Here is a 5901-nt window from a genome sequence, read left to right on the forward strand (position 1 = left end):
CGGCCTGATGCAGGTCCCGCGTCATCGCCACCAGGCGGTCGCGCAGCACCGGGGTGGCGGCGAGCAGCAGGTTGCCCCGGGCCAGCCCGTCATCCGCCAGGAAGTCGTTGGTCCAGCCGCCGGCCTCGCGCACCAGCAGGATGCCGGCCAGCGCATCCCAGGAATTGATGTGCAGCTCGGCATAGCCGTCGTTCAGCCCGCAGGCGACCTCGGCCAGGCCGAGCGCGCCGGAGCCGTGGCGGCGGAATTCGATGGCGGCGTCGGTCAGCCGCTGCAGCAGGGTGCAGAAGGCAGACAGCGGCCGGCGCTCGGACCAGCCGACCTCGACCACCGGCGCCGCGCCATGCTTCAGCCCGCTGACCTGGATCGGCCGCCCGTTCAAGGTCGCGCCGCGGCCGCGCCGGGCAACGAACAGGCGGTCGTCGGTCGGCGCATAGATGATGCCGATCTCGATCTCACCCTGCCGCAGGAAGGCCAGCGAGATGCACCAGCGCTGGGTGCCGTGGATATAGCCGGCGGTGCCGTCGATCGGGTCGACCACCCAGACGTCGTCCGCTGCGGTACCACCGTATTCCTCACCGATCACGGCGTCGCCGAAGTGCCTGATGACGTCGTCGCGCACCAGCTGCTCCACCGCCCGGTCGGCTTCGGTGCAGAAGTCGATCGCGCTCTTCGCCTCGATCGGCGCCAGGGTGCGGCGCATGCCGAGCGCCAGAGCGCCGGCGCGCAGGGCCAGGTCCAGGCCGAAGGCCTGGCGTGCATCCAGATCGTCCATCACACCACCATGTCCGCGGGCACCAGGGCGGCCCCATCCGCCGTGATCGCGACGCCGACGGTGGCGCCGGGAACAAAGGGCGTGCCGACCTCGCCATCGATGACGAAGGCCTCGGCGCCGATCTCGGCGATCTCCACCTGGTACTCCATATGGCTGCCGAGATAGGCCGCCTTGCGCACCACGCCGCCGAGCTCGCCCGGCTGGGGGCCGCCGGAACGCAGCCGGATCGCCTGGGGCCGCACGGCGACCGCGAAGGCGCCGGCCGGCAGGTCGCGATGCGGCAGCTGCAGCGTGATCCCGCCCAGCGCGACCCGCGCCAGTGCCCCGTCCTGGCGCTGCACCTCGGCGGGCAGCAGGTTGGCGTTGCCGATGAAGTCGGCGATGAAGCGGTTGGCCGGCCGTTCGTACAGGTCGCGCGGCGTGCCGTCCTGGACGATGCGGGCCGAATGCATCACCACGATGCGGTCGGACACGGCCAGCGCCTCCTCCTGGTCATGCGTGACATAGACCACGGTCAGGCCCAGCGACTGCTGCAGGCCGCGGATGTCCTCGCGCACCCGGCGCCGCAGCTTGGCGTCGAGGTTGGACAGCGGCTCGTCGAACAGCAGCACCTTGGGTTCCAGCACGATGGCGCGGGCCACGGCGACGCGCTGCTGCTGGCCGCCGGACAGCTCGCTCGGCAGCCGCCGCTCGAAGCCGGACAGGCCGACGGCCGCCAGCTTCTCCGCCGCCATCGCCGCCGCCTGCGCCTGCCGGATCCCCGAGGCACGCAGGCCGTAGCAGACATTGTCCATCACGCTCATATGCGGGAACAGCGCGTAGGACTGGAACACCATGCTGACGTCACGTTCGGCGGCGGAGCGCAGGGTCACGTCCTGGCCGTCGATCAGGATGCGGCCTTCGCTGGCCAGCTCCAGCCCGGCGATCAGGCGCAGCGTCGTGGTCTTGCCGCAGCCGGACGGCCCCAGCAGGGTGACCAGCGTGCCGCGGTCGATGGTGAAGCCGATGCGGTCGACCGCGGTCATCGGGCCATAGCGCTTGCTGACGGTGCGGAACTCCACCGCTGGCAGCCCGCCGGCCGGATTGATCGGGTTGTTGGGTTCGCGTGTCACGCCTGCACCACAGCTTGCCGGTTGCGGGTTGTCGGGACCGTCGCCGAGCGGCGGCCGATGCGCCGTTCACCGACCACCGCCTGGATCAGCAGCAGGGCCAGGACCATGATGGTGATCAGCACGGCGGAGTAGACGATTGCCAGCCCGTATTCGCCGAATTCGGCGCGGCCGACGATGTAGACGGTGGCGAGGTTGAATTCGCCGCTGACCAGGAAGATCACCGCGCTGACGCTGGTGATGGCCCGGACGAAGGCATAGACCAGCGATGTCGTGATCGCCGGCCGCAGGATCGGCAGGATCACCCGCCGCAGCGTGGTGGCGGACCGGGCACCGAGGGTGAGCGACGCCTCATCCAGGCTGCGGTCGATCTGGCTGAGATTGGCCAGCCCGGCGCGGATGCCCACCGGCATGTTCCGGAAAACGAAGGCGATGATCATGATCGTCGCCGTCCCGGTCAGTTCGATCGGCCCGCTGTTGAAGGCCAGGATGTAGCTGATGCCGATCACCGTGCCGGGGATGGCGAAGCTCATCATCGTCAGGAACTCGAACGCCCCCCGGCCGGCGAAGCGCTGCCGGTTCAGGAGATAGGCCGTCAGGATGCCCAGCGCCGCGGTCGGGATCATCGCCAGCAGCGCGACCTCGATCGTGGTGATCAGCGAATTCCAGGCGGAGCCGGCCAGGAACCAGCCATGGTCGCCCTGGCCAATGGCGAAGGCGGTCAGGAAGTATTTCAGCGTCGGCGTGTTGTCGGTGCCGATCGCGGTGACGAAGCCGCCGAACAGGATGACGCCATAGACCGCGATGGTCAGTGCGATCCAGGGCAGCACCACGGCGTAGCACAGGATGCGCAGGCCCGCCGGCAGCCGCCCCGGCACGCCGGCATCGCCCTTGCCGGAGACGGTGACGTAGCTTTTCCGCCCGGTCCACAGCCGCTGCAGCAGGAAGGCCGACAGGGTGAAGATCAGCAGCACGATGGCCAGCACGGCCGCCTGCCCCTGGTCCTGCGCCGCGCCGACCACGGCGAAATAGACGCTGGTCGACAGCACCCGGAAATTGCCACCGATCATCATCGGGTTGCCGAAATCGGCCAGGCTTTCGATGAAGGCGATCAGGAAGGCATTGGCCAGGCCCGGCCGAATCAGCGGCCAGGTGACATGGCGGAAGGTGCGCCAGGGCCCGCTGCGCAGGGTCTGCGACGCCTCCTCCATGCTCGGGCTGACGCCCTGCAGCACGCCCAGCAGGACGAGGTAGGAGATCGGGGTAAAAGCCAGCAGCTGGGCGATGGTCAGCCCCGGCATGCCGTAGATCCAGCGGCTGCGCGGCAGGTGGAACCACTCGCTCAGCGCCGCCGTGACCATGCCGGCGCGGCCGAACAGCAGGATCAGCGCCAGGCCGATGACGAAGGGCGGCGTGATCACCGGCAGGATCGCCAGCACCTTGAACAGCCGCGGGAACGGAAAGCGGGTGCGGTTGGCGACCAGGGCGAAGGCGAGGCCGAGCAGCGTGCTGAGCACGCCGACCAGCGTCGCCTGGGCCAGCGAATTCCAGGCCACGCCGCAGTTGCGCCCGCCCGACAGGCAGGCCAGGCCCCAGATCGAGGAATCGGTCAGCTTGTCCGCGAACAGCGGCAGGTCGACCCGGCCTTCATTGTCCTTAAAGGCGGACAGCAGGACGCACAGCACGGGATAGCCGACGAAGACCAGGATCGAGCCGCAGACGATGGTCAGAGCCCCGACGGTGAAGGCATCGCCCTTGCACCAGCCGCGGCGGGCCAGGCCGTGCGCCAGCAGCAGCGCCATGGCCAGCAGATAGGCCAGCGCGCCCCAGCCGAGTGCGGGCTGGGAGGCGGCCCAGCCGGACAGGCTGGTCAGGTCGACGATCGCCCAGCCGCGCCGGTCGATGGCGAAGGCCTGCAGCAGGGTCCAGGCCAGGCCGAGCGCGCCGGCCGCGACCAGCAGGCGCGGCTGCCGCCGCAGCTCCGCCACCGTGGCGAGCAGCAGCGGCAGCAGCAGCCCGAACAGCCAGGGATGGCTGCGGAAGGCCTCGACTGCCGCCGGCGCGCCGCCCTCGGTCAGCGCCCGCACCAGCCCGCCCTCGATGCCGTACCACGGCAGCAGCAGGGCCGCGGCCCAGCCGAGCAGGAGGCACAGCCGCGCGCCCGAAAGCCGCGCCGAGGCCGAACCCTTCCGCATCCCGGTCATCCCCCTCAGCCGCCGTTCTTCACATCCTTGGTCCAGCGCGACAGCAGCCGGGTCCGTTCGGCGGAGGAGCCGTATTTCTCGAAATCATAGTGGATCAGCTTGATGTGGCTGGTGTCGGGCGATTCCGGTGGCACCGTGGAAGCCTTGTTCGACGGCACCTGGAAGCTGCCGTTCTTGCCGGCGATCGCCTGCGCCTCCGGCGTCAGGGCCCAGTCGTAGAACTTCTTCGCCTCGTCCATGTGCCGCGCGCCCTTGATCAGGCTCATCGACCCGATCTCGTAGCCGGTGCCCTCGCAGGGTGACACCACCTTCACCGCCGGCACCTGCTTGGCCGAGTTGATCAGATCGTGCTGGAAGGCGATGCCGACGATGGTCTCGCCGCGGCCCACCGCCTGCGCGGGCGCGGCGCCGGCGCTGGTGTACTGGTCGATGTTCTTGTTCAGGCCGACCAGGTACTCGAACGCCTTGTCCTCGCCCATCAGCTGCACGATGGTCGCCAGCATGGTCCAGGCGGTGCCCGAGGAGTTCGGGTCGGCCATCTGGACCTCGCCCTCGAATTCCGGCTTCAGCAGGTCGGCCCAGCAGGCCGGCGCGGCCAGGCTGCGGCTCTTCAGCTCGGTCTCGTTGTAGCCGAAGCCGAGCACGCCGAGATACAGCCCGACTGTGCGGTCGCCGGAGCGCTTGGCCTGGTCCTGCGCCCAATCCTGCAACTGGTCGAGCAGCGGCGATTTGTAGGGCTCGGTCAGGTCGTCGGTCGCGGCCTGCAGATGCGGGTCGCCGGTGCCGCCGTACCAGATGTCGCCGCGCGGATTGTCCTTCTCGGCGCGCAGGCGGGCATAGATCTCACCGGCGCTCTGCCGCGTCATGTCGACGTGGATGCCGGTCTTTTCCTGGAAGGCGCTGGCCGCGGCCCGGCACCATTCCTCGTTCACGCCGCAATAGACCACGACCGAGCCTTCGGCCTGGGCCGGCGCCGCCCGCATCGCCAGCCCGGCGGCCAGCGCGATCGCCGCACAAGACAGGGCGGCCGTCTTCGACGTCATGGGCATCGTGATCCTCCCGATCGTTCTCTCTCGCCTTCATGGCGACGAGGCAGGCCCGCCGAGCGGCGGACCTTGTTTGCAACCGTGTGCAAATGCTGTTCGATCGCGGCCGACCCGTCAATGCAAAATTGGACAGCTGTTCAAACAGCCACCCAGGCGCGCCTATATCCGGGATCCGGAAGCGAGGCAGAGCCTTGCATTGGCGCTTTGCACATAGTTGCAAAGATCCTATGATCCATTCTCAGATTTGACCGAGGAAGCCCGGCATGCCCGGCCGCGACCACCCATCACCGGCACCACGGGACTCGATCGCGGATCCCGCCTCCCGCCGGTTCATCGGCGCCCGCGCCGTCGCCGAACGGGCCGGCGTGTCGCGGTCTGCGGTCTCGCGCGTGTTCACCCCCGGCGCCAGCGTGTCGGAGGAGACGCGCCGCCTGGTCCTGGCTGCGGCGACGGAGCTGGGCTACCACGTCAACCACCTGGCCCGCGGCGTCTCCGGACGGGAAAGCGGGATCGTCTGCCTTGTGGTGGCCGACATCGATGCGGCGCAGCCGTCGCTCATGACGCGGGCGATCACCGAGCGGCTGGAGCAGGCGGGCAAGGTCGCCGTGCTGCTCAGCGTTGGCGGGCCGTCCGACGACATCGCCGCCACCCTGCGCCGGGCGCTGAACTATCGCGCCGATGCGACGGTGGTGATGTCCGGCACGCCGCCCCAGTCGATCGTGCGCGAATGCCTCGAAAACGGCCAAAGGCTGATCCTGATCAGCCGC

At 69.4% G+C, this 5901-nt stretch carries 5 protein-coding genes; 1 reads left to right on the top strand and 4 read right to left on the bottom strand.

The window, feature by feature from the left end; translation table 11 throughout:
- The 4 genes from AC3XYG_RS16925 to AC3XYG_RS16940 all read right to left on the bottom strand — a co-directional run.
- Positions 1-775, bottom strand: a 775-nt coding sequence (locus AC3XYG_RS16925) for an inositol monophosphatase family protein (protein ID WP_489141020.1), incomplete at its 3' end; no start/stop codon positions are given.
- Positions 775-1887: an ABC transporter ATP-binding protein gene (locus AC3XYG_RS16930; RefSeq protein ID WP_489141021.1), complete on the bottom strand. Its 1113-nt coding sequence runs from the start codon at positions 1885-1887 to the stop codon at positions 775-777. The genes AC3XYG_RS16930 and AC3XYG_RS16925, both read right to left, overlap by 1 nt.
- A complete protein-coding gene (locus tag AC3XYG_RS16935; protein WP_489141022.1) occupies positions 1884-4079 on the bottom strand; it encodes an ABC transporter permease in 2196 nt (731 codons plus the stop codon). Before AC3XYG_RS16935 ends, AC3XYG_RS16930 begins: the two co-directional genes overlap by 4 nt.
- Before the next feature lie 14 nt (positions 4080-4093).
- Positions 4094-5131: an ABC transporter substrate-binding protein gene (locus tag AC3XYG_RS16940; RefSeq protein ID WP_489141023.1), complete on the bottom strand. Its 1038-nt coding sequence runs from the start codon at positions 5129-5131 to the stop codon at positions 4094-4096.
- A gap of 266 nt (positions 5132-5397) precedes the next feature.
- Between AC3XYG_RS16940 and AC3XYG_RS16945 the strand changes: the two genes are divergently transcribed.
- Positions 5398-5901, top strand: a 504-nt coding sequence (locus tag AC3XYG_RS16945) for a LacI family DNA-binding transcriptional regulator (protein WP_489141024.1), incomplete at its 3' end; no start/stop codon positions are given.

The organism is Inquilinus sp. (assembly GCF_057815775.1).

Excerpts from the sequence above, each read along its gene's own strand:
- AC3XYG_RS16940 (WP_489141023.1), bottom strand. The coding sequence starts at position 5,131 with ATGACGTCGAAGACGGCCGCCCTGTCTTGTGCGGCGATCGCGCTGGCC.
- AC3XYG_RS16935 (WP_489141022.1), bottom strand. The coding sequence starts at position 4,079 with ATGCGGAAGGGTTCGGCCTCGGCGCGGCTTTCGGGCGCGCGGCTGTGC.